This window comes from Myxacorys chilensis (assembly GCF_059505265.1).
The window spans coordinates 59,447-83,578 of the sequence record NZ_JCACKG010000165.1 but is presented as its reverse complement, the minus strand read 5'-3'; the positions used below and the strand labels follow the sequence as shown (position 1 = coordinate 83,578).

Genomic DNA, 24,132 nt, shown 5'->3' with positions numbered 1-24,132 from the left:
GGAATCATCCAGCACCTCTACGTTGATGCTAGAGTGCCCCGTGAGTTGATATCCATACAAAGCTATGAAATTCTATACGAAAGTTAAACAAAATACATGAAATCTAAAGCATAAAGGCCTGCACTGAATAGCTCGATACCCTTTCGTTTCAGCTCCTCTACACTCGGAAATATTTACCTATTGATCTCACTCATTCCTGTCATGACCAGTATTAAATCCACGGTTGCGATCGCAGCCACTTCCCCACTCCTGTAGGTCGGCGCAGTTGAATGTTTTTGCTGAAGTTTGACACAGTCTTCTGTAACTCCGCTGTTGTAAAACAGTACCCTAATCGATGAGATACGCTCAAAAATTCTTCGGGTGATTTAGCCGCTTCAAACTTCTCGCGGAGGGACTGATTATGAGCCACCGCTTTCAGAAACCGATCCGCACTTTCTAATGACATCTTGATTCTTCCTCCCAATTCTTAAAGTCCGCTCCTCAAGCTTTAGTCAGAAGCTGTGCAGGACAACTAAGCAGGAGGGCAATTTAACCTGCGTGAATTTTCTGACTTCTAGCCAAAGCAAGGGACTGACTCTGGTAGGGGAATACCACTAGTCTTTATGAAAAAAATACTTTTTGAACTACGTATAAAATACTACTTTCCTCCGTATTTTAGGGAGAAATTAAAGTAATTTTACCAAAAATTAGCACTTTGTGGCTAATTGCTGACCATGGTAAAGAGTTTCATAGCGATGTACCGAACCCTAATATCCCTCTCTTAAGAAACAATTTGAGTGGGGGATGCAGCAATGAGGTCAATCCCATTGTTTGAGTTCTAAGGAATGGAAACTCGCTCGTTGTTTTTCGCGGAGGACATGCAGCGGTTTTAGTGTGCCACTAATGCTCCTTAAGTAGGTTAGTAGCGCATTCCATTCATGATGGTTAGGCTACCTTTTCGCCTCTACCCTAACCATCAATGACTAATTTTACGAAGAAACGCCTTGGACTCATAAATCAATCTGTGCCATAGTCGTCTCCAGATCGTGAGTCGCCAACCAGACCATTTTGTCCTATCCACATATTTAAAGAAGTCTTCTTTGCGTGGGCAGTGCCGAGATACCCAAGGCTTCTTTTCTGACACAAAGTGAATGATGTAAGGGTTGCGGACTAGCTCATTATAAACATCCTCTGGAAGTAGGCTCTTGCTGTCTCTCCAAGGAAAATAATCCTTTGAAGAGTAGTCATAGAAAGAAGTAGCGTTGAAATTCCACTTAGGATCAAGCTGTCCCCACTTGCCAATCAGAAGTGCGTTCAAAAGACCTTGATCATACCAGCCTATGTACTTCAGATTTTGCACAAAGTACTTTATGGCTTTATCACTAAGCTTATCAGCTCGCCACTTTGCGAGGTCGATTACCAGAATTCCTGCATTAAAGTACGGAGCATCTGGATCGATCCCTAATTCTTGGTAATTTAGTTGCCCAGTAGGACTAGATATAAAGGGTATCCATGTGTCACGTACAGCTAGTATATAATCTTCTCCGAAATCGGTTTGCCATAGCTGTAATAGATCTCCTTTTATAACTAGATCGCAATCTAAATAAATTACTTTTTCAAGCTGACTAGGCAGAAGTTCAGAGAGTAACAGCCTGTAGAATGATGCGATTGAAACATGTTCTGATTTAGATAGTGCAAGCCCGGATTTCTTTGATTCGTGAGCTTCTATAATATCCTCAGTCAAAGAGTTGGGTATTTGAATGAATTCAACTTCGCACCTTTCCTGAATTAAGGAACTCAAGATCTTCTGTTTATTGAAGTCAGTAATTCCTCCATCAATAATGTAGAAAAATACTTTGCATCCTTCTTTGAGGTTTTCAACTGTAGAGCGCATTGTTACTGCAAGTGGCATTGCATAGTTGTTGTCAGATGCGCAGACGACGGCTATGGATTTACAATCAGACGAAGGCTTCACCTCGCTTTCGTCTACCAAATTTTCAGCATGAATAAGACTCATAAGACCTCGTATGTTTCAATAGCCTGGAAGCTTGTAATCCCTGGAAGTGAAACCTTAAATCCAACCAGAAGATTAGTAGAAGATTTAAACATAATAACCACACCTTACGATGCTGCTCATTAGTCGCAGCGATCGCCGCTTCGGTATTATCTTACCGGACGGTGGTCAAGCTCAGGGGTGGATTTGATCGCACAACATTTCAGGTACATACATGCTTAAGGTCGCAATGCTTTTTATTCAGATGTGCCCTAATTGTGTCCAAATAGTAGCTCAAAAAACATGGATTTCATTGGGGATATTCGCAGAAGATAATACGATTAGCATCCATAAAAAATCAATGCGATTACCTACCAATTGCTGAGTATATCGGAACTAATTGGAAGCGAGAGACGATCGCAGGTTGAAGGCTTAGCCTGTGATCTTTTTCAGATCTCTCATTCAGATTACACGAAGCTGCCCACAGTCAAATTCGGGCGCTCGTCTCAAGAATTAGGCTTCGCATATCATCTTGAAACTGTTGAATGCTATGATTCGACCTTACATACTCGACTGCATCCTTTGCTTTCTGTTTACGCCATTCCTCATTTTCCATTACAAAAGCGATCGCGGACTTGAAAAGCTCAATTGCTTCTGTGTCAAGGCCATCACCAGGAACACTACCAACATACCGACCAAATCTAGAGGGTAAGTTTTCGACATCAAGACAACTCACGATCAGCGTCCCGTAAGATAACGCTTCCAGCCAAGAAATCGGAATTCCCTCCCAGATAGACGTGTTGAGAAGAATCTTTGAATCAGCCAAGTACTGTTTTTTGTCTTTCCCTTCTAGATGACCAACGAAATGTATGTTTTTCACATCCCGATACGGTAGTAATAATCTCTCCATCTCCTCTTTGCGGCGAAGCGTCTGACCAAGAACATAGAACTCATACATCGGCATCTGCTTCGCAATCTCACAGAATACCCAGGGACGTTTCTGCGACTCCAGACGGGCAAGAAAAACGATTTGATTCTTCTTATGCTGTTGCTGGAGATCGTAGTTAAAGTCAATGTCAATTGGGTTTAGAAGACGGCTAACCTCTATCGAATCGTCGAGCTGATAAAGTTCTCGACCGAGCGGATTGAGTGACACACCTTGCGAAATAAAACGAATTTCCTTGCTGTGTGCGCGGACATACTCATAGACAGCCGGACTCCAAAATGAAGACTCTGGCATCAATTTCATTGTCTCAATAAATTGCCATACTGATAGTGGACGTGGATCCTGAAACCAAAGTATGTGCTTGTGGTTGGAAGGCGCAAGTGCAATGGCATCGAGGTGCGTCAGTTCAATGGACAAATAAGCATCATACTCCTTCATCCGAAGCCAGATTTTTGATAAGAAGTCGCACTTGGACAACTTATAAACGTATCTATTATCAATCTTTCGACATTGAATACCACCGTGCACTTTAAGCCCATGAAGGATAACTTCTACCTCTATCTGCTGATCAGGAAGGTGCACTGCAACAATGTGACGCGCAAGAAACCCGTAACCACCATAGGGAGTGTTCCATCCACCGAAGTACTCGTCAATCAGTACGGCAACTAGAAGCTTAGACCTTTTTTGTCTAAACACACGACGTACAAATCGGGAAAGTATTATTTGCACCGAGTAGTAGCAAAACAGACACACATATAGTATTTGTAGCGGGGAAAACAAAACCTGCTTAAGTCGACGCTTTATCATCTGAATCTTAGACCGCATTAATAGCTTACATTTGTTGATAGACCGTGTACCAAGGTGGTAGGCCATGGGGCATCATCTACCAAGCCATACTTGTGTAAACGATTCACTGTACGCCTTTGAAGACCCCTCGCAGACTGCGCCCTCGTAGCGAAGCTCTTCAGTTATCAGCGTTGAGAGGGAGTCAGGAATGACCACTCGTCGCTTACATCCGTTAGGCAAGGTTTTCTAGTCATGCTCCTAGCTCAACGAAAAGTGCATAGCATCCTCCAGTGAATCAGCTTTGTGAAGACTAACCTTTCAGAGGAGCGAGTTCCGTTCAACAACATAGGCAAACTTGTTCCATAATGCCCAAGTACAAGCGGTGCAGACCGAGAAAGTGAGTGCAGATAAACTGTGGTCATTTGTTTCAAAAAACAGAAGCAGTGTCTCCCAGACGAGTTGGATATTGGTGACTGTTGAATTGCTGTGAGCTTAGCTGATTCCAGTGGACTGATTTTGGCAGCACGAGTGGGAAAACATACCGATGAACTGATTAAGGAATTAGTCACCAGTAGCGAAGGGAAAACCTCGTGTAAACTGTTCAATGGCGATGGTTGGGATGGTTACGAACGTGTATTACCTCCCGAAATTCTGCATTGCATTGGTAAAGACAAAACGCCGTGCTTAGAAAGAACCAATGGCATTGTTAGACAACAAACGGGACGTTGGCATCGCAAACAGAATAAGTTTGGCAAGATATGGCAGCAAACCAAGGTAACAACCCGGTTAGTCGTGAGTTACTTCAACTGGATTTGGCAGCATAGTCGGTTAAAGACAACAGCAGCTCAACGGGCAGGATTGACCCTGCAACCCTCGACTTGGCATGATCTAGTTACTTATCCCACTATTATTTGATGCACTACCCTCAGGCCAATCTACCTAAAGATTCTTCATACCATTAGCAACAACACCAAGAGTAAGAACAGAAGACAGTTTGAAGCCCTCTAACGCTTGCTTTAGAGTAGCGCTCTTCGTTTTATCCAGTCCAACTACTAGAACAATTCCATTTGTATTTGTTGCGACAAGTTTTGCGTCCGCTAAATCAAGCAAAGGGGGCACATCATAAACGACGAGATCATACATCTCCTCAAATTGCTGCATCAGAGTTTGCATCTTCTTCGAGGACAGCAAGCGAGTTGGATCTGGCGGAACTTGTCCAACGGTGAGAACAAAGAGATTTGGTTCCACAGGAGACTGCTGAACTGCTTGATCAAACTCCACTTCTAAAGAAACAATATTACTCAATCCCTGTAGATTCGGCAGTTGCAGCCGAACATGAAGTTGGGGACACCGAAAATCTGTATCGACCAATAAGACCCGTTGTCCCAATGCTGCCGCCGCTTGAGCTAGATAAAGCGCAACTGTAGACTTTCCTTCTCCAGGAGACGGTGAACTAATTGCCAAAGAACGAATCAGCGTATCCGGATTGAGCAACCGAATATTGGTGTAGAGCGATCGGAATGCCTCTGAAAATGGTGAACTATCGTAAAGGTACGCTGATTCACTCTTCGGCACACTAAGTCTCTGCCGCATTTGACGCATTAAGCTGATAGGTTCTGGCATAGGCACACCTGTCGCTAGAAATTGCTTCTCCGTCTCGGCTAATTCTGCATTAAATGGAATCACGCCTAGCATTGGCAATTTTGCCGTATCTTTGACTTCTTCGGGTGTATGCAAAACATTACTCAGTTTTTCGAGCAACAGCGCTGTACCTACACCCAGCAACAACCCTAAAATAACGCCCAGTGCCCCCGTTTGCTTAATTCCCGCAGACGCAAGTTTTGGCTTACTGAGTGGCGTTAAAATCTGCCAAGGGGTTGTCCGCTGTCCGGCATCAATGCGTAAGGCTTCTCGTTTTGCCAGAAATTGATTGAGGTTATCAGTTCCAATCTTCAGTTCTTGTTGAATATCAGTGTATTGACGAGACACAACCGAAAGCTGTTTAACCTGCTGTTTCAGCAAGTCTTCTGTTTGCATCAGAATTGCTTGGCGAGCCTTCAAGCCTCGTACCTGGCTCTCGACATCGCCTTGGGATCGTCCTCCTTCGCGTTCTAACAACGGTTGCAGATTTGCAAGCTGCGATCGCAGGAGTTGAACTTGCGGTGCTTTTTCCTGAAACACACCCGACGTCTTAGCCACTTGGGCCTCAACTTCTAAGAGTTGGTTCAACAGATTTTGATAGCGAGTGTTTTCTCGAAGCGCAGAAGAAGCGGGTTGATCTCTTTGAGTCAGTTGTTGACGCAGATCACGATCTAGCGCCAAACCCTCCTCCAATTTAACGTCTGTTTCCAGACGTTGCTGTGCGATCGTTGCTGTTTGCTCTGCCAGTTGCTTACTGGTTAACTCAGGATCAATTAAGTTATACCGCTGCCGAAACGTCTGAAGCCGATCTTGAGTCGTTTCAACACGCTGCTGCAACTTAGGAATCTGCTGATCAACAAATTCTATACCCTGTCGTACATCTACTAAGCGTTCCTCAAGGCTGTAATTAAGATATGCCTGAGAAACGAGAGTTAGCACCTCTCTTACCTTCTCACGATTACTGTCTTGAAAGCTAACTCGCAACACCTCACTATTGGGAAGCTGAGTCGCTTCTAAGCTGCTTGATAGCCTATCGTAGGTGAGGTCAGGATACTTAGGCTTGAGCGTTTGCACGACCGGCTCAAGAAGATTTGGACTTTTGAGCAGTTTTAGCTTTGTCTCGTCTAGGGCTTTTTCAGGTTCAGGTTTTTGCTGCTCTCGATTGCCTAATGTTTCAGGCACCGAAGAAATAACTTGGCTTTCAGCAGTGACGGGTTTCGTGAGAATTTCAAACGTGGATTGGTAAATGGGTTCACTGGTCACTGCTTTGAGGAGTGCCGCTGAAGACACCACAGTCGTCACGCCTAGCACGATCGGAATCTTTCGTCGCAGTACCGCAGCTACCTGACCAAAATTTAAGCCTCCTTCACCTTCGCCATCGTGGGGTATTGCATTGGTCAGCGGTAGTCGGCGAAGTTGCTTGTTGCTCCCGTTTACGGCAAGGGCTTGCGAATTTATCTTACTTTCCATGATTGCCTCTGCATAAGATCACGCGGATGAAATGACAAGTGAGCGCGTAGGCGAAATTGAAGCGAATGGACAGACGTGGTCAATTCTATAAACACATCCAAGAGGATGAGAGATGTGGAAGGACCTAGTTCACCCTAGTGAAAATAGAATATCTGTAAAGAAAATGGGTAGATGCATGGACAACAAAACATGTTCTTTACTGTTCACTACGTGATCTCAATTTTGATCTCAATTTTCAATCTGAGTGGCAGAGAACCCGTAGACAATGCGTTTAAGCTAAGAAAACCCAACGTTATCGATCAAATCGAATTATATTCAGTTGCCGAATTATAATTCACTGCTTTAGTTCATCACACTCGAAAAACTAAAAACTCATTAAATGACAGCAGAATCGAAGTGTTCGTTCTCTCTGCTATCTCAACCCATCGAATGAAGAGTGTTACCCTGTCATCAAATTATCTACGATACTCGTTTTCACTATAGTTCCTTCGTGTGTACATCGCGCGGACGAATTAACAACTCCCTACCTGCCAACCAGATGAAAAGTGGAATTGTATCAAAGTATCGCCGCCAAAGTCTTTGAGGTTCCTGAACGAGCCGATACAGCCATTCTAGACCTGTTGATCGAATCATAAGAGGTGCCCGTTTATGAAGACCAGCATAGACCGGAAAAGCACCTCCCAACCCAACCATGACAGCCTTTATCTTTCCTTTATGCTGTGCCATCCAAATTTCTTGCTTAGGACAGCCCAACGATATGAAAACAATGCCCGCTCCACTATTATTGATCTGCTGAATGATAGCTTCATCTTCTTGAACAGTTAGTGAGCGAAAGGGCAGAGGTTCCATCCCAGCGATGTCGAGATTAGGGAATTCTTGCTCTAATCGCTGCTTCATACGATCGAGAATCGTTTGTTGAGAGCCAAGAAAGAAAACACTCACATTCTGCGAGGGTGCAAGCTGACAAACTGCATCTAAAATATCTAGTCCAGCAACTCGGTCTTGACGGGAGACACCCATTAGCTTGAGCATCCAAACGAGTGGCATTCCATCAGGGGTCAACAAGTCTGCTTCTCGCAATATTTCTGCAAACGAAGAATTTTGATATCCCTCTATCAGCATGTGGACGTTTGCAACACAGACCACCTTACTCAAGTACGATTTAGCCCATTGCAGCAGCAACTGAATTTGCTGATCAAACGGCAGTGCGGTAACAGGAAAACCAATAATTCGCCCGGAGGGGTTCTCATCGATCATGGTCATCTCAATTTCTGGATAGAGTGGGGGTTCCATACGTAATTCACTAGGCACTCAAAATGGATACGGCTGTTTCGAGTGCTCGAAGATGAAAGTGAACGAACTGGACAATACTATCGGCAGCGCAGTCAACAAGACAAAAACCAGATGATCCCCAAAGCTTCTCTCGAAGGATGCCTAGTCGCAAAAGCCTCTTTCGAGAATCTGACTATATTGATGTGTCGAATGATATTACCTTTTCTGGTGAAATACTTCTCAAGAAGTAATCTTTATATAGTTTTTACACGATCTCCAAACTAACTAAATTAGTCCTTTACAAACAATTACATCTAATACATCTGACGCATCTGTACCAATCTATACAATCAAGCCATGTAAATCACAATTAGGGGCACATTCTTGATTTCAAAAGTCTTATCGCAGTCAAGCATAGTCTTGGTGGCCTAAAATGCACACCTCTGAATCTAATAAGGGAGAGCGTTGTTAGCGTAGAGCATTTTAGACAAGCAGAAACTAAAAAGCTGATTGTACTTTGCATTAGTGAGGTAACTGACATGTGTGAGGTAACTAAATTGAACAATATCAAAATAAGGTCAGAAATAGAAGCTACTCGATCATGCAGTATTTGCATAGGTTTAATCGAAAATAAGCAAAACTCAGCACAAACAGGAAGTACTCTCAAGAATGCCATTTTAGGAACAGCTAACTTGCGGTGAGTGAGTCGAAAGTTATGCAAGCTTCAGGCTGTTTCGCTCACATCGTCTGCAAAGTGGTCCGTTCGGTTTCTCAAGGGCAGAGCTTGTTTCATTGTAGGAGGAGGAATATTAGCTGTAGCTAATTCGCTAACGGTCGCCTTACCGTTGCCATTTATGTTGAGCAATTCAACAACGTGTTATCCCAGCAGGTCTCTCGATTAGTCCAGAAAACTCTGTTGTCCTGAGAAGCGTTAGAAATCACATTTGTGTTATTTGATACTTTTGTTGTGCCTACAACAAATTATTACTTTTGTAGGGCCACCATGCTTTACCTTCTTTCAATAAATTCAACCCTGTCCTCATAACATTGTCGGGCTTAGTTAACATAGTGTTCTTCTATACATTCCTGGCATTCCGAGCAAAACTTACCGGTAACTTCTCGAATTTACTCACGCTCAGCCCTGTCAAGCTTTGTAATACTCGTGGTTTGTTTCAAACCTGGATGTATGACAGCATCTTAAACTCCGCAATCCTTTCTTTGCTAGCAGCTTAAAGACTGCTAGCAATAGTAAATGTGAAATCTTATTTTGCTCAAATTATCCAATTTAGCCATACATCAGTAGATAGTTCTGGGGCTAAATTATAGATACCCATCTATGACGACTGCCATCAAAAGCCTCGTTATCCGCACATCCGTAAAACCGCTTAGTTTTCGCTTCAGAATAAAGGGGGATTGCTTAAAGATTTTATGAAGAACCTAAAAACAGCCTAGCTGATACCGCAGAAATGCTGACATATTATGTCTGGCTACAGATTTTACATCAGGTGATACGGAATTTGATGGTAACTCTGTAGAAAGTCTCAGACTTGTCAATTTAAGAAAACCAGAGGATTTTGCGTCTGCCCCAAATGTTTGTTTAGGAATCTCTCGGATGTGCCAGTCGATTGTACTGTTCTAAGTGCAAAGCTATCCGAGGTACTGATTCAATTCGCAAGTAAGGATCCAATCCATGTTTGAGTCGTCCGTTTCGTATGACAGAATAGCTCTGTAAATTTTTAGCAGTTTATTCTAGTCAACTAGTAGAGTCCATTCAAATGTTAGGTCTTGCTTTTTTAGTAGAGCACTGCTGAAAAACCTCATCGACATTTGTCTCTTTGAAGTCATCCCGCAAATAATTTCGCCGGTACGAATGGCAAGCGAATAAGCGCACTTACTTGAGAGGATGCAGTTTGAAAACTCTACAGAAATGGAAGCCATTAACCGGCTTTAATGAATCAGAAGGTAGACCTATAATGACGGCCAATGATGGCCAGTTGGGCAGAGGTGTGAAGATTTTTCATTCTGAGAATCTCTACAGTTGTGAGACAAAGATTGTCGGTTTTGGGGAGATTCAGAAGAATGTCGCAGTAGAAGGTCGGTGCAAAATCTCATCCCATAATTTTCTATGTGAGAGTGTTGATATTGAAGATGAGGTGTTTATTGGACATAAAGTCATGTTACTAACAACATCCATCTGCATCGACGAATGAAGATAGTAGTCTGAAAACCGAAGCAGACTGGATATGTGTCAAGACGATTGTGAAACGCTGCGCTTCTATTAGCAGTAATGCCACCATTCTGGCAGGAGTGAGAATTGGAGAAAAAGCCGTATTGGGGCTGGAGCAGTCGTAACACAAGACGTCTTTCACTCTGCAATTGCGGCCGTAGTACCTGCGAATCATTGGCGGTGTCTGCGCTCTCGATCAAGCTTTAGTAACTGCGAACAATGGTTCGAGTAATACCTAAAACAGCCTTATCCGAATGCAAGTTCCCGCTTGGGTGAAAGACGATGAACAACATGATTAATATCAGTGTGATTGGTTATGGTTATTGTGAACCTAATTTGATTCGGAGCTTTTCGGAAAGTTTGAGAGTGCGGGTAGAAACAGTCAGGACTTTGGCTCAAATCTTGCTAGCAAAGGTGCAAACTCGCTATCTAAGGATCGACATTACAACGGAACGCGAGAGATGTTTGCCGATCCCAAAATCGATATTGTCGCGATCGCTACATCCGTTTCTACCCATTCCATTGTGTAGTATGTCACTAAGACTTTAATCTCAACGTGCTTAGGGGTTAGATGCTATTTTAGTTAGTTCTGAATCTCAATTAAACTATGTCTCAATTCCTGTCTAGACTCTTTTATCTCACAAAGGGGCATCACAAATCACTCGTTGTAGTGGCATTTCTGTTTGTTTTTGTATCTGGGTTAGAGGTTGTTGGCGTCGGAATGGTTGGTCCATTCATAGCTGTTGCAACCCAACCAAGTTTAGTTGAGACTAATTACTGGCTGAATTTAGTGTACAGACATCTAAATTTCAGCTCCAAGGAAAGTTTTCTGCTTGCTCTAGGTGCGTTTCTTCTCATTGCATTTTATGTAAAAGCCTTTTTAAGTTTTCATTCTCAGAAGGCAGTCTTCCAGTTCGGCTACACCTTAAAAGGGGAACTGGCTAATAAGTTGTTGAAAGCATATCTCGAAGCTCCATACAGCTTTCATTTGCGTGCTAATTCAGCAACTCTTACTCAGAATGTTGTTGGCACAACTGATAGCGTCTGTCTCTATGTCATCATGCCGCTTCTAACAGCGATATCCAACGCTACAATCATCCTGGCATTGGTTTCATTGCTGGTTAAGGCTAGCGCGTTAGCTCTAGTTCTTATTGCCATGCTGTTACCTGTGGTTATTCTTCTGATTAGACTGATGAGAAGGCATATGTCTGTTTGGTTCAAAGAAGGATGGGAGGCATCTGCTGAAATGATTCGTATCCTGAACCACGGATTAGGAGGCTTGAAAGAGACCCGAGTGATTGGCTGTGAGCGTTATTTTGAGCAACAGATGGAGAGACAGACAAAGAGATTTTCTACAAATTCAGCACTGGCTCAAAGTTACGGTAATCTTCCACGTTTTGTGATAGAAGCGTTCATGATTACTTTTCTCATCGGTTTTACCCTGCTGTTTATCAACTTCAGCCAGGGGATAGGTCAAAATTTGACTGCTATTTTAGGAATCTTCGCCTTAGCCTCAATTCGGTTGCTCCCAGCTGTAAGCAACTTGGTCAGTAATATTGGCACCCTTAGGTCAAACACCTTTGCTGTAGATAAACTGTTCTTCGACCTAAGAGAAGTTGAAAAGGGGAAGCTTGATGCTCCTAAAAATAGCATTAATCATTTCACAGGTTTGCCATCGGCCTTCGCCAAATCAGTCCTTCTATTTAACGAACAAATCGTTTTGGATGAAATCGATTTTCTATACCCACGCACATCAAGAAAGGCTTTAGATGGCGTCTCTTTAGTGATTCAGAAAGGTGATTCTGTTGGTCTAATTGGTAAATCTGGAGCGGGTAAAACCACTTTGGTAGATGTTCTTTTAGGACTTTTCACTATCAAATCTGGAGATATAAAAGTTGATGGAATCTCCATTTACGAGAACCTACGCGCTTGGCAGAATCTAGTTGGGTACGTTCCTCAATCCATTTTCCTGATTGATGATACCCTTGAACGCAATATTGCCTTCGGGGTGCCTGATTCCCTAATCGATCAAGCTAAGTTAAGGAAAGCGATTGAAATGGCTCAACTTAGTGAAGTCGTTGAGCGTCTCCCGGATGGTATTAAGACAATGGTGGGTGAGCGGGGCGTGTTGTTATCGGGTGGGCAGCGTCAAAGAGTTGGCATTGCGCGTGTCCTTTACCACGAACGAGAGATTTTAGTGTTTGATGAAGCAACTGCGGCCTTAGATACAGAAACAGAACATCTTATTACAGAGGCGACAAAGGCTTTGAGTGGTATTAAAACAATCATCATTATTGCCCATCGTCTTTCTACTATTGAACACTGCGATCGCATTTATCAACTCGAACAAGGTCGAATCACAAAGTCAGGTAATTACCAAGAGGTTGTTCTAGGCCAATAACAGTACCCAAGTGTTGTCATGAGCAGGGATGTAAGAAGATTTAATGTATGAAAGTAGCTTACGTCACTCCGTTTGATTCGAGAACTCTAAGTAGTTCAAATAATTGGTCTGGTTCTGGCTACTACATTGCCCAAGCTATAAAAAACCAATCGGTTTTTCTCGACTACATTGGTCCGCTCGAGGATAAGTTTCGACTCAAAATTCTCAGCAAATGTAAGAGCCGTTACTATAAGCTTTTTAGAAAGAACTACATAAAGTATATTGAACCTTTGGTCTTGCAAGATTATGCAGGGCAGGTAGCTCAAAAGATCCGCGGTAATCGGACTGATATAGTTTTTAGCGCATCTAGTGATTCCATTGCTTACCTTGAATGTGACCAGCCAATTGCCTTTTGGGCAGATGCAACGTTTGCCAACTTAATAGATTTTTATCCTGCATACAGTAATCTCTGTGAAGAGTCGCTTAAAACCGCTCACCGAATTCAAAGCATCAGCCTAGAAAAGTCTAAGTTGGCAATCTATTCTTCCGAGTGGGCTGCCCAAACTGCCATTAATTATTACAACACTGATCCTAAAAAAGTCAAAGTTGTTCCCTTCGGAGCCAATATTGAAATTAGGAAAAGCATTAATGAAGTTAAAGCTTCTATTGACGCTAGACCAACTAATCAGTGCAAGCTTCTATTTTTAGGAGTTGATTGGTTCCGCAAGGGAGGTGATGTTGCTTTAGAGGTAGCTAAACAGCTAAATAATTCAGGTCTAAACACAGAATTAACCTTGATTGGTTGTCAACCGCCAGACGGGGAATTACTTCCTAGCTTTGTAAAATCCTTGGGCTTTATCGGTAAAGCCACTACTGCTGGAAAGAACAAAATATATCAGCTTATAGCCGATTCTCACTTTTTAATTCTGCCTTCAATTGCAGACTGTAGTCCCATTGTGTTGTGTGAAGCAAATTCATTAGGAGTCCCTTGCATCTCTAGAGAAGTTGGCGGAATCTCAACGATTATCAAAGATAATTTGAATGGTAAATTGTTTGATAAGAATGCTGCCCCTATTGAATACTGTGAATATATCTACAATACATTTACAAACTATACCCAGTATAAGGAGCTAGCCCTCTCTGCTTTCAATGAATATGAATCACGTTTGAACTGGCAAGTGGCTGGAAAAAAAGTTAGAGAATTACTTACATCAGTTTTATGAATGGTCAAGTGAAGGAAGAATTTTTAGACGGAGCCATGGTAAATAATAGTGGAAGCACAATTATGAATCGCCCTAAAACGGTCTTTATGAGATTGGATGGACGATTAGGTAACCAACTGTTTCAATTAGCTGTAGCCTTGAATATTTCGCAGAAATTTCAGGTTGAAGTTCTACTAGACGAGCATTTACCAAAACGCCTAGGCTTTGAAAGCTTTTTGTTTAAAGAATTGTCTGTATTTAACTATTTTCGATACTGCTCCAAAACAGATCTTCTCATTAATAGAATTCGCAACAATTCAACTTTCAGAAAATTATTTAAAGAGGAGAGCATATTTGTAGAGAACGAGAATAGTCATCGTAAATTAGACTTCTCACAGCCGTACAAGTCATACACTGGATATTTCCAGTCGCCTAGCCTTTTCCCAGATAAAGAGGTACTTGTTAAAGCATTTTCTTTGAGAAGTGAGTTTATCTGTGAGTCACTTTCTAAGCTCTTAGATTTAGCTAAAGGAACAGAATCTCTCGCAGTCAGTATAAGAAGAGGCGATTTTTTGCAAGCTCCTCACTTAGGCGCATGCCCAAGTAATTATTATTTTGATGCAATTGATTTCGTCAAAAATAGGAGAAAAATCGATTACATCTTTGTTTTTTCTGATGATATTGGCCATTGTCGTGAACTGCTAGCTCATCTTGATTGTAAAGTTGTTTATGTAGAAGGTTTTGCACCTCCACAGTCTTTGTATTTAATGAGCCTCTGCAAACATTTTGTGATTGCAAATAGCACATTTAGTTGGTGGGGAGCCTGGTTGTCGCAGAGCAGTAATAAGTTGGTAGTCTCTCCATCTCCTTGGAATGACAAAGAAGATATTCTACCTGATTTCATCCCTCCTGATTGGGTTAGCCTATCTAAGTATTCCATTCCTACGGGCTGATTGAAAAATAGTTCTTCTAATGGAGAAAGCTAGCTGAATCCAATTTAGCTTTATTAAAAAAAAACCTATGAGTGAAAGCATCTTAGTCAGTGTCATTGTCAATAACTACAACTACGATCGCTTCCTTGTTCAAGCAGTGGACAGTGCCCTAAATCAAACATATCCAAACATTGAAGTCATTGTTGTTGATGATGGCTCGACTGATAAGTCGCGGGAAATTATTGCTGGTTATGGCGATCGCATCATTCCCATTCTGCAACCTAATGGCAAACAGGCATCTGCTTTTAATAGTGGATTCGCTCGCTGTAAAGGCGAGATTGTGCTGTTCTTAGATTCTGATGATTACTTACTTCCTCATGCTGTAGATCGCATCGTTTCTGTCTGGAAGCCGAATTTTTCTAAAGTTCACTATCGCCTGACCGTCGTAGACGCAACTGGTCAGTCCCTGGGCTATTCTTTCCCTCAGGGTAATGTACCACTCGCAACAGGTGAAGCATGGCGAATGTTGCTGCAAGGTGGCGGTTACGTGAGTACTCCCACTAGTGGTAACGCCCTCAGTCGAAGTGCGATGGCAAAGGTGTTTCCAATTTCTGATGACTATAAACTGACTGCCGATGACTATTTGTCTACGTTAATTCCATTTCACGGAGAAGTGGCGGCGATTGAAGAACCTTTGGGTGCTTATCGAGTGCATGACAGTAATCAGTGGGCACTGACTACGGTTACAGGCGATCGCTTTCATCGGTTCGTTAAACATGACTTGCAAAACTTTGCATTATTGACTCAAAAAGCTCAAGAACTGGGGTACGACATTCCTATTGACTTAGAGCAACGCTCAATTGGACGACTTTGGTCACGTATTATCTCACTACGTTTAGCTCCGTTGAAGCATCCAGTTCCTGAAGATCGCCCACAAGTGTTAGTTTATTCGGGCATTCGCTGCCTCTGGAAATATTCTCAATTCAGCTGGATCAAGCGCATATTCTACAGTGCTTGGTTCATTTGGGTTGGCTTTGTGCCCCTCCCTCTGGCTGAACCAGCGATCAGCTGGCTTTATGCACCCCAACAGCGCCCCAAACTTGTGAGTTGGACAGTCAATAAATTTCGCACTCTTGTAAGCTGAGTGAATCATCGAACAATCCTGGTTTTGGCGTGGAGATGACACAAGATTTAAATAACGTATCAATGGTAACAAAAGGATTAGAGGACACAAGCGATATTTGACGGTTGATACGGTGGGAGTAGTGCTATCCTGCTTTGTCAGCGCTGCCAATGTTGCAGATGTCAAAGCGACTCCAGTCGTGTTAATGCCTGCATTAGAGCACAATTGACGCTTGCTTAAAATCTTAGCTAATCAAAGTTATCGAGGCGTGATCCCCATTCTGTTGCAGCAGACATTCAGCACAACGTTGAAGTTAACCGAGAAATTGGGACAGGGATTCGTCGTAGAGCCGTGAACGGGTTGCTGGAGCGCACCTTTGCTTAGCTGGAAAATGCGTAGCGTTGTGTCGCGACTATCAGGAACTCCCAGAACACCATGAGAGTTTCATTTATATCGCGGTAATTTGATTGATGCTGCGTTAGCTTACTCCATAATCGATGCATTCGTGCTTCAGCTACGCTTCTTTAGAAACTGCTTCTTATGAAGCATTGGTAAAAATACTGAAGTGGTTACTAAAAAATGATTTTGCTATGAAATAATTACTGGGAACATTTAATTGTGTACTGAGTAATTAGGAACTGAATTAGTCGCGACTACTATTCTGACTATTCTCCTATCACTTTTTCATTTAGGCTTTCGTTAAAAAGTCAAAGGAGTGTGACAAAGATGGCTGAACCACTTGTAAGTATTGGAATGCCGGTGTACAACGGCGAGCGCTTCATTAAACAGGCGATTGATTCAATTCTGGCTCAAACGTTTGAGAACTTCGAACTAATTATTTCTGATAATGCTTCTACAGACAAAACTGAAGAAATCTGTCGGGAATACGCTGAAAAAGATAAACGCATTCGCTATTACCGAAATGAGAAAAATCTTGGTGCTGCCTTAAATTACGATCGTACCTTTCACGTATCTCAGGGAAAGTACTTTAAGTGGGCTGCCCATGATGATGTCCTCGCCCCAACTTTTCTGGCTCGAACTGTAGAAGTGTTAGAAAATTCCCCCTCTGTTGTTGCCTGTTGTGCTCACACCATACTAATCGACGGCGAAGGAAGAATTATTAACCACAGCAATGCAAATGCCACTACTTCAGATCGAGTTCGGCAGCTTGATTCTGAAAAACCGCATGAGCGTTATGGAGAAATCTTGTCAGTTCGCATGTGCTTTGAAGTATTCAGCTTAATACGATCTGATCAGCTTAAGAGAACCTCATTAAGTGGAACTTACTACGGCGCGGACAAGGTACTTTTATCTGAGTTAAGCATCATGGGTCCCATAGTAGAGATTCCTGAGCCACTCTTTTTTAACCGTCGCCATTCCAATCAATCCGCGAGCCTGAAGACTGTAAAAGAGCGAGAAAAATGGATTGGTTTAATGAGAAAACATCAATTTATATCCCCTCGGCTCCTATGTGTAAAAGGATATTTGCATGCAATCTTTAAATATGAGTTAAGCCCACTGGAACAACTTGCTTGTTTAATGGTGTTCTTTCAGTGGTTTGTGAATTTCGACAATTGGCAACGCATGATTTCAAATGTGATTGGACAGTATGCACCAAAACAGCGAATGCTCAATTATCCCCTTCTACCAATCATTGAGCCTTTAGAAACCAGAGAAGGTCAATGATTAGATTGATAGATTAGTGGGCTTAGGGTGTTGTTAGCAGATCCTGCTTAATGCTTTGAGCAACGCTTGTTCATCCCGTTTTGTTTTCTCTGATACTCTCTCATTCGCGCAGATTGCAAACCGTTTCTAAGAAGTCGCTTGGACATGGGAAAAGAGATGACTGCTACTGCTGATTCGATACACACTCAAAGCTCAAGACAATCAACTGGTTCGGGTCTACGGATTTTGATTATCAGTCATGCCTACGTTGTTGGCGTGAATCAGGGAAAGCTTAACGCGATCGTAGAAACAGGCAAGGCAAAGATTGGTCTATTGGCTCCCAGTAACTGGAAAGCTCTGGAGTGGAATCGCCTACTACCCCTCGAAAACCCTTATTCAAAACTGCATCTTTACTCTGCTCCGGTCGCATTTACTGGTAAGGGCGGTGCTCATCTGTACTCGCCCTGGGATCTCTGGCGGGTCTTGAACGACTTTAAGCCGGATATTATTCAAGTTGAGGAAGAAGTTTTTTCTCTCAGTACTTTTGAGCTGGCAATTTGGAGCCGGCTCACAGGTATACCAATGGTTGTCTTTGGATGGGAAAATTTAGAGCGACGCCTGCCCTTGCTGCGCTGGTGGATCTGCCAGTTTGTTTTGAAGACAGCTAAAGCGATTATTCCTGGTAACCAAGACGGAGCCGAAATTATGCGGAGTTGGGGCTACAGCGGACTGCTGGAAGTTATGCCGCAAATGGGCGTTGACCCTAACTTTTTTTCACCCCGTGAACGCAGAATTGGGGCTCAAGTAGGAGAATCTGAAGGAAGCGATCGCCCCTTCAACATTGGCTATTTGGGACGTTTAGCTCACTCTAAGGGAATAGATTTAATTTTTGCGGCAGTGCGGGAGCTACGGCAGCGAGGGCTAAACGTCTGTGTAACCTTGTGCGGCTCTGGAACTGATGAAGAAGCCCTTAGACAAGAAGCTGAAAACCAGCAAGTTGCCGATTTAGTCATCTGGCGCGGAGCAGTACGCCACGAGCAAGCCCCCGGAGAACTGGGGATATTTGACGTTTTGGTGCTGCCCTCTCGCACAACTCCTGTATGGAAAGAGCAGTTTGGACATGTGCTGATCGAAGCAATGGCAATGGGGATTCCAGTAGTTGGCTCGTCTTCGGGCGAAATCCCGAATGTGATTGGGCGAGCAGATTTGGTGTTTCAGGAAGAGGATACTAAGGAACTAACGGTTATTTTAGAACGCTTGATTCGTGAACCTCAATGGTGGCAACACGTGAGCCAATACGGCATTGATCGTGTCGGTCAACACTATAGTCATGAGCGAATTGCTGAGCGCCTTATTAGTCTTTGGCAGTCGATCCAAACTCGCAGCACTTTAGAGAATTACTGAGGTGAAAGATTAGTCTCATGCATCTAACTATCATTCGCCGAGAACGGGGTAATGCTATCAGTATGGATGTCTATGCTGATAACTTAGTATCGGAGCTAAGGCAAATTCGGCCACAGTGGACAATTACCGAAATTGCGCCCAATCCTTGGTGGGATGGTGAGGACAATCCATGGCACTCCGGAACTGGATTACGCAAGTATTACGAGCGTTTCTGGCAACATCCTCGTCAGGTTAAACAGCAAGAAACTGATCTCTTCCACATCATTGACCACAGTAATGCTCATGTTGCTTACTGGCTGATGCATTTGGGTAAACCGATTGTCGTCACTTGTCATGATTTGGTTCAATTTATCTACCCTGAAATTCTTCGGGAACAAGCTCGCTTTCCTGCATTCAGCACGGCAATGTTGAACTACTCGGTGCGAGGTATGTTGAAAGCAAGCCAAGTCATTGCAGTATCGTCAAATACTGCAAACGATGTTGAAAAGATACTTGGGATAGAGCGTCAAAAAATTGTGGTCATTCCGAACGGAACAGACAAACACTTTCATCCACTTCTCAATAGCTCTGTAGAACATCTAAGACAGAAATACACAACCTCGCCCGATGAAGTTTGCTTACTGAATGTAGGCTCATCACACCACCGTAAAAATCTTTTAACTGTTCTCAAGGTTTTACACATATTAGTACAGGATGGAACCTGTGTTCGATTATGGAAGGTTGGTGATGACTTCACAGCAGACCAAAAAGCTTTCATTCAGACGCATGGGCTTGAGCAAAAAGTCATTTATTTAGGCAATCCCAACCAGGATTTACTGCTTCAGATTTATAATGCAGCAGATATTCTAATAGCACCGTCGCTTTACGAAGGATTTGGATTGACAGTGCTAGAAGCGATGGCTTGTGGAACACCTGTCATCACATCTAATGTTTCTTCATTGCCAGAAGTAGCAGGCGATGCAGCTATTTTAGTTGACCCAATGAATGTGCAAGCGATGTCGGAAGCAGTTCTTCAGTTACTAAATACTGCTTCATATCGACAAGTCCTGCGAGAAAAGGGGATGGAAAGAGTTAATCAATTCACATGGAGACGAACAGCAGAGCAAGTTGCACAGGTGTATGAAAACTTGACAATTCCTGTTCCCCTGCATCTTGCCAAAACAGTTTCTTAGCAAAGTTGCTCTCTACTAGCCTAAAACAATCGGCGTTGATTACTGAGTTTCTAATTCTGGTAAATCCATGAAGGTTCTACTATCTGCTTACTCTTGCGAACCAGGAAAGGGATCTGAACGGGGTGTTGGCTGGAATGTTGCCAGTGAAGTTGCTAAACATCACGAAGTTTGGGTGTTGACACGTCCCGATGAGAGCCGGGAGGAGATCGAAGCCGAGTTAAACCGTCATCCTAACCCCAATCTACACTTTGTCTACTTCACATTACCCTTTTGGCAAGACAGCTTACGTTGGGGACAGGCAGGAGCTATGCAACTACACTACTACCTTTGGCAAATTCAAGCCTATTTTGTTGCTCGCACACTGCACAGCAAAGTGAGATTTGATGTAGCTCACCATGTTACCTTTGTTCGCTACTCCTGCCCTAGTTTTCTATCACTATTACCAATTCCTTTTATTTGGGGTCCTATTGGCGGAGGCGAATCAGCTCCTTTGCCATTTTGGGTGGACTTTAGCTGGAAGAATAAGCTGTACGAAGTTGCAAGATTAGCCTGGAGAGCGGTAGGAGAATTCGATTTATTTACCCACCTAACCGCTCGTCGGAGTGCCCTCGCTTATGCTGTCACTGATGATACAGCTAAACGCTTGAAATGGTTGGGAGTGACTCAGCTAGAAATTTGCCCAGCGATCGCGTTGATTCAGAATGAAATTGAACATTTGTCTCAATGCACACCAGTCAGCAGCTCTACGAAATGCCGATTTATCAGCATTGGACGACTTTTACACTGGAAAGGGTTTCACCTGGGGTTGCGGGCATTCGCTAAAGCTAACCTTCCTGAAGCCGAATACTGGGTTGTGGGTGATGGTCCCGAACTTAAACGCTTGCAGACCCTGGTACAAGAGCTGGGAATTGAGCACCAGGTTAAGTTCTGGGGCGAATTATCTCGCCGCAACGTTTTACAGGCTCTCAGTCAGTCGTCCATTCTAGTGCATCCCAGCTTACACGACTCAGGAGCTGGGGTTTGTTTAGAGGCAATGGCAGCAGGTAGACCAATTCTTTGCTTAGATTTAGGTGGTCCTGCTACCCAAGTGACGGCCGAAACTGGATTCAAGATTTCAGCGGAGAATCCACATCAGGTTGTTGAAGCTATGGCAGAGGCAATGATAAAAATGGACAGCAATCCACTCCTCTGTATACAACTGGGACAAGCAGGGCAACAGCGAGTCCAGGAATTTTACAGTTGGGAGGCAAAAGGTAAACAGTTTGCAAAAACTTACGAGGAAATCGAAGCTTTTAATCCCGTGGCAGACTCCCTAGACACTCATTCAAATGCGTAAGAAAACAGCTCAATAATATGAATACCAAATTTTTAAGCTTTACTGATTAATCCTTACCCCTCTTATCATGCACATTCTGATTGCAGTTTTGCACCGACCTTCTAAGCCAACGGGTGTTTGCAGGCACGCCGCAAATCTTGCTCGCTGCTTGGCAGATTTGGACCAGGTTAGTCAAGTTACACTAGTAACTGGGGCATGGCAGAAAAACTATTTTGAAACGGCATTTGCTATTTCATCCCCGAAGATCAAAATTGTTGGCATCAATATTAAAAACAGTTCAATTTCAAGGAATCTTTGGTTTTTATTTGGATTGCCAAGGCTAGTAAAGCAGCTTAATCCAAGTATTGTTCACTTAGCTTTTCCATTACCATTCTTGAAATCGCGCTTTCTCTGTCCTGTGGTGGCAACAATTCACGATTTATATCCCTATCAATTTCCCGAAAACTTTGGCTATCGGCAGGTTTTATTCAACCGCTTGTTTTTACAACAGTGTATCCATAATAGTAATGGCCTAATTTGCGTTTCTAAAACCACTCTAGATGATTTGGAAGATTATTTTCCTGAGGTTGTCTCTCGTCACAGGACAAGGGTAATTTATAACTTTGTTGATTTTGGGCAAGCTGGGACAAAACTACCTAAGGCCTTGAACGACAATTTTGATGCTCCTTCTATCCTCTGTGTGGGTCAACATCGCAAAAATAAAAATATTGATTTGCTGATTAAAGCCTACGCTTTGTTGCGCGATGAAGGTCGATTGAGCGAAGCAACCAAGTTGATCATTGTTGGTAGTCCTGGCCCTGAAACAGACACGCTGGTTCACCTGATTCAAGAGCTTTCGCTGGAAGACTCAGTGCTGATGCTCTCCGCGATCGACGATGATGAACTCTGCTGGCTCTATCAAAACTGCCAGCTTTTTGTAATTGCTTCAGCCCTAGAAGGGTTCTGCATTCCTTTGGTAGAGGCACTATACTTTTCATGTAAGGTTGTCTGTTCCGATATTCCCATTTTTAGGGAAGTTGGTGCGTCTAGTTGCACTTATTTTGATCTAGCAGGAGACGCAGTTAAAAACCTAGCTCAATCCATGAACCATTCGTTAGAATCAGCTGTTTTTGGCAAATCAGATGTCCATTTACGGTTCTTAAAAACAGCGATCGCGACTCAGTTTTTGCAGTTTTATTCAGAGTTGATGTAAATGCAACAGCCGAAAGCATACTTGAAAAACTCGATCTTGATCATTGTTGCCTTCTGTAGTATTTTCTACTCGCGGATCGCTGCTACAACGACCCATTTTGCTCTGCTCAATTTGCTACACTTTGCCATCATTCCTGTCGTGTGTGCGATCGCCCTCTTCACAACTCGCACTAAAGATTCTAAGCAGATTTCGCTCTGTCTTTCGCTTCTAGGAGGATTGTTGGGGCTGTTTTCAGTGACAATTGCTAGTGCACTCTGGAACGACGCCGGTCTCATTAATGCGATCGTGAGCTTCATGATGCTTGGCGAACCTTTCATGTTTCTACTAGCCTTCAGTTGTATTCCTTTGACGATCAAATCATTCATAACAATCAGGAATTTTCTTTATTACTCTGTACTGATTAATTTTCTACTAGCTGCGGCTCAGAAGCCTCTAATTGACTCGGGTCAACTTAGTGCAGGTGGACCAATTGATCAAGGCGGATTCAATGGGACTGATGGATGTGGAGGAGTATTCTTTTTGTCGGGGGCGGGCAATTATGTTTCCGCTACCGTATCTTTCGCATTCGCTGTCTACTTTTTCAATCAGAAAACGGTTCCCCTGTGGATACGAATTGTTGTCGCGATCGCAGCGGTTTGGCATCTTTTATTTTCTGACTCTAAGCAACTTGTTCTTGCCTATGGAGTTGCATGTTTGCTGTTGATCCTAGTGAGTTCAAAAGACGTTGGCAAAACCCTAAAACTATTGATTGGTCTCCTTCTAGTTGGGTTCATCGGAGTATGGTGCGCACAAAATGTAGAAGCATTCAAGCCATACACCGCTTGGGCAAGACCAGAACTCTATGGGTCTGATGGCTTAGCCTGGTATGCGAAATTCTATTCAATTCGTTCCATCCTCAGTCATTATGAGTCTCCCTTGAACTGGCTACTGGGACTTGGACCAGGACATACTGTAAGTCGTTTAGGCGCATGGTTTCTTAGAGATTATCCAGATCTCTTGGGTCCTCTCGGTTCTACTACTACACCGATCGGTCAACAATCTATGGATTTTGTGGCTGGCTTCTGGCTCACAAGTGGCTCTAGTATCTTCAGTCCCATTTTTGGTTGGGCTGGAATTTGGGGCGATTTAGGAGTCTTAGGATTAGGTGCTTACCTCTATCTAGGCTACTTAGTCTGGCGATACTTTGGTCTAGATGATACTTTGAAAGTCACTCTACTGAGTGTATTTGTAATAGGCTGCATTTTTACTCAAATGGAAGAACCAGGTTATATGATCTCGATGGCCTTTCTGCTGGGATTACCGTGGCAAGAACGGCGACTTAGAAAGGAGGCAGCAGAAACATTAGAGGTCAGCCCTGATTCTATTCAGGTAGAAAGATTAAATGTCTAGCTCTCCCTTCTGCAACTTCTCAG

The 24,132-nt window shown here is 43.1% G+C and carries 16 protein-coding genes and 1 pseudogene; 12 read left to right on the top strand and 5 right to left on the bottom strand.

All coding sequences use genetic code 11. The features are described 5' to 3' along the window. Positions 1 to 211: 211 nt before the first annotated feature. From AC5JLB_RS13510 to AC5JLB_RS13500, 3 genes are all read right to left on the bottom strand, one after another. On the bottom strand, positions 212 to 445 hold the full coding sequence (locus tag AC5JLB_RS13510; RefSeq protein WP_495874351.1) for a Nif11-like leader peptide family natural product precursor: 234 nt from the start codon (positions 443 to 445) through the stop codon (positions 212 to 214). Positions 446 to 955: 510 nt separating this feature from the next. Continuing rightward, complete coding sequence (locus AC5JLB_RS13505; protein WP_495874350.1) at positions 956 to 1,996, bottom strand: glycosyltransferase family 8 protein; 1,041 nt, start codon at positions 1,994 to 1,996, stop codon at positions 956 to 958. Positions 1,997 to 2,459: 463 nt separating this feature from the next. Beyond that, complete coding sequence (locus AC5JLB_RS13500) at positions 2,460 to 3,614, bottom strand: glycosyltransferase family 4 protein (protein ID WP_495874349.1); 1,155 nt, start codon at positions 3,612 to 3,614, stop codon at positions 2,460 to 2,462. A 439-nt stretch (positions 3,615 to 4,053) separates the two neighbouring features. On the opposite strand from AC5JLB_RS13500, the pseudogene AC5JLB_RS13495 reads away from it, so the two are divergent. Then, positions 4,054 to 4,619, top strand: a pseudogene (locus tag AC5JLB_RS13495) (IS1 family transposase); the annotation flags it as partial. Between the two features lie 24 nt (positions 4,620 to 4,643). Here AC5JLB_RS13495 and AC5JLB_RS13490 read toward each other — a convergent pair. Next, on the bottom strand, positions 4,644 to 6,815 hold the full coding sequence (locus tag AC5JLB_RS13490) for a GumC family protein (protein ID WP_495874348.1): 2,172 nt from the start codon (positions 6,813 to 6,815) through the stop codon (positions 4,644 to 4,646). Positions 6,816 to 7,292: 477 nt separating this feature from the next. After that, complete coding sequence (locus AC5JLB_RS13485) at positions 7,293 to 8,108, bottom strand: WecB/TagA/CpsF family glycosyltransferase (RefSeq protein ID WP_495874347.1); 816 nt, start codon at positions 8,106 to 8,108, stop codon at positions 7,293 to 7,295. A 1,889-nt stretch (positions 8,109 to 9,997) separates the two neighbouring features. Between AC5JLB_RS13485 and AC5JLB_RS13480 the strand changes: the two genes are divergently transcribed. From AC5JLB_RS13480 to AC5JLB_RS13430, 11 genes are all read left to right on the top strand, one after another. Continuing rightward, the gene (locus tag AC5JLB_RS13480; RefSeq protein WP_495874346.1) at positions 9,998 to 10,297 is read left to right on the top strand and encodes a hypothetical protein; all 300 of its coding nucleotides are present in this window, start codon (positions 9,998 to 10,000) and stop codon (positions 10,295 to 10,297) included. 624 nt (positions 10,298 to 10,921) lie between these two features. Beyond that, positions 10,922 to 12,715, top strand: a complete 1,794-nt coding sequence (locus tag AC5JLB_RS13475) for an ABC transporter ATP-binding protein (protein ID WP_495874345.1) — start codon at positions 10,922 to 10,924, stop codon at positions 12,713 to 12,715. A gap of 47 nt (positions 12,716 to 12,762) precedes the next feature. Continuing rightward, a complete protein-coding gene (locus AC5JLB_RS13470; RefSeq protein WP_495874344.1) occupies positions 12,763 to 13,917 on the top strand; it encodes a glycosyltransferase family 4 protein in 1,155 nt (384 codons plus the stop codon). After that, positions 13,914 to 14,849, top strand: coding sequence for an alpha-1,2-fucosyltransferase (locus tag AC5JLB_RS13465; RefSeq protein ID WP_495874343.1), 936 nt, complete (start codon positions 13,914 to 13,916; stop codon positions 14,847 to 14,849). The genes AC5JLB_RS13470 and AC5JLB_RS13465 overlap by 4 nt, the downstream gene beginning before the upstream one ends. 67 nt (positions 14,850 to 14,916) lie before the next feature. Beyond that, positions 14,917 to 15,972, top strand: a complete 1,056-nt coding sequence (locus tag AC5JLB_RS13460) for a glycosyltransferase (RefSeq protein ID WP_495874342.1) — start codon at positions 14,917 to 14,919, stop codon at positions 15,970 to 15,972. Positions 15,973 to 16,677: 705 nt separating this feature from the next. Then, a complete protein-coding gene (locus AC5JLB_RS13455) occupies positions 16,678 to 17,637 on the top strand; it encodes a glycosyltransferase family 2 protein (RefSeq protein WP_495874341.1) in 960 nt (319 codons plus the stop codon). A gap of 156 nt (positions 17,638 to 17,793) precedes the next feature. Beyond that, on the top strand, positions 17,794 to 19,020 hold the full coding sequence (locus AC5JLB_RS13450; RefSeq protein ID WP_495874340.1) for a glycosyltransferase: 1,227 nt from the start codon (positions 17,794 to 17,796) through the stop codon (positions 19,018 to 19,020). Between the two features lie 62 nt (positions 19,021 to 19,082). After that, positions 19,083 to 20,192 (top strand): glycosyltransferase family 4 protein, encoded by a 1,110-nt coding sequence (locus tag AC5JLB_RS13445; protein WP_495874339.1) that lies wholly within the window; start codon positions 19,083 to 19,085, stop codon positions 20,190 to 20,192. 67 nt (positions 20,193 to 20,259) lie between these two features. Beyond that, on the top strand, positions 20,260 to 21,528 hold the full coding sequence (locus AC5JLB_RS13440; protein WP_495874338.1) for a glycosyltransferase family 4 protein: 1,269 nt from the start codon (positions 20,260 to 20,262) through the stop codon (positions 21,526 to 21,528). 67 nt (positions 21,529 to 21,595) lie between these two features. After that, positions 21,596 to 22,720, top strand: a complete 1,125-nt coding sequence (locus tag AC5JLB_RS13435; RefSeq protein ID WP_495874337.1) for a glycosyltransferase family 4 protein — start codon at positions 21,596 to 21,598, stop codon at positions 22,718 to 22,720. Then, positions 22,721 to 24,109, top strand: a complete 1,389-nt coding sequence (locus AC5JLB_RS13430; RefSeq protein WP_495874336.1) for a hypothetical protein — start codon at positions 22,721 to 22,723, stop codon at positions 24,107 to 24,109. It abuts the gene before it with no gap. Positions 24,110 to 24,132: the final 23 nt, after the last annotated feature.